Source organism: Streptomyces sp. NRRL S-87 (genome assembly GCF_000719335.1).
GTDB lineage: Bacteria > Actinomycetota > Actinomycetes > Streptomycetales > Streptomycetaceae > Streptomyces.
Genome location: NZ_JOGB01000227.1, coordinates 1 through 472, shown reverse-complemented (window position 1 = coordinate 472; position 472 = coordinate 1). Strand labels below are relative to the sequence as shown.

Sequence of the window (472 nt, the reverse complement as noted above, 5' to 3'; positions counted from 1 at the left end):
GCACTCGCCGTTGCGCAGCGCCTGGATCGCCCAGTGCAGCGCGACCAGCGACGACGAGCACGCCGTGTCCACCGTCACCGCCGGGCCCTCCAGCCCGAAGGCGTACGAGACGCGGCCGGAGGCGATCTCGAAGGCCTCCCACGAGGTCTCCAGCAGCAGGCGCTGCTGCGGGTCCATGGCGAGGGCCCGTCGCCGCCCGCGGCGACGAGCTGCCACAGGTCCTCCGGGGTGCGGACGCCCCCCGGGAAGCGGCAGCCCATGCCGACGATCACGATCGGATCGTCGCCGGACTCCGCGGAGGTCCGCACCGGCGTCCGCGCACCCGGTTCCGCTCCCGCCTGGCTCCCGGACTCCCCCGGCGCCCCGGCCACGCCGAGCTCGGCGAGGAGGTGGCGGGCCAGGGCGACCGGAGTCGGGTAGTCGAAGATCAACGTCGGGGGCAGGCGCAGACCCGTCTCCGCCTTCAGCACGT

The 472-nt window shown here is 75.0% G+C and carries 1 pseudogene; it reads right to left on the bottom strand.

The features are described from left to right. Positions 1–472: pseudogene (locus IF43_RS41955) on the bottom strand (beta-ketoacyl synthase N-terminal-like domain-containing protein); the annotation flags it as partial.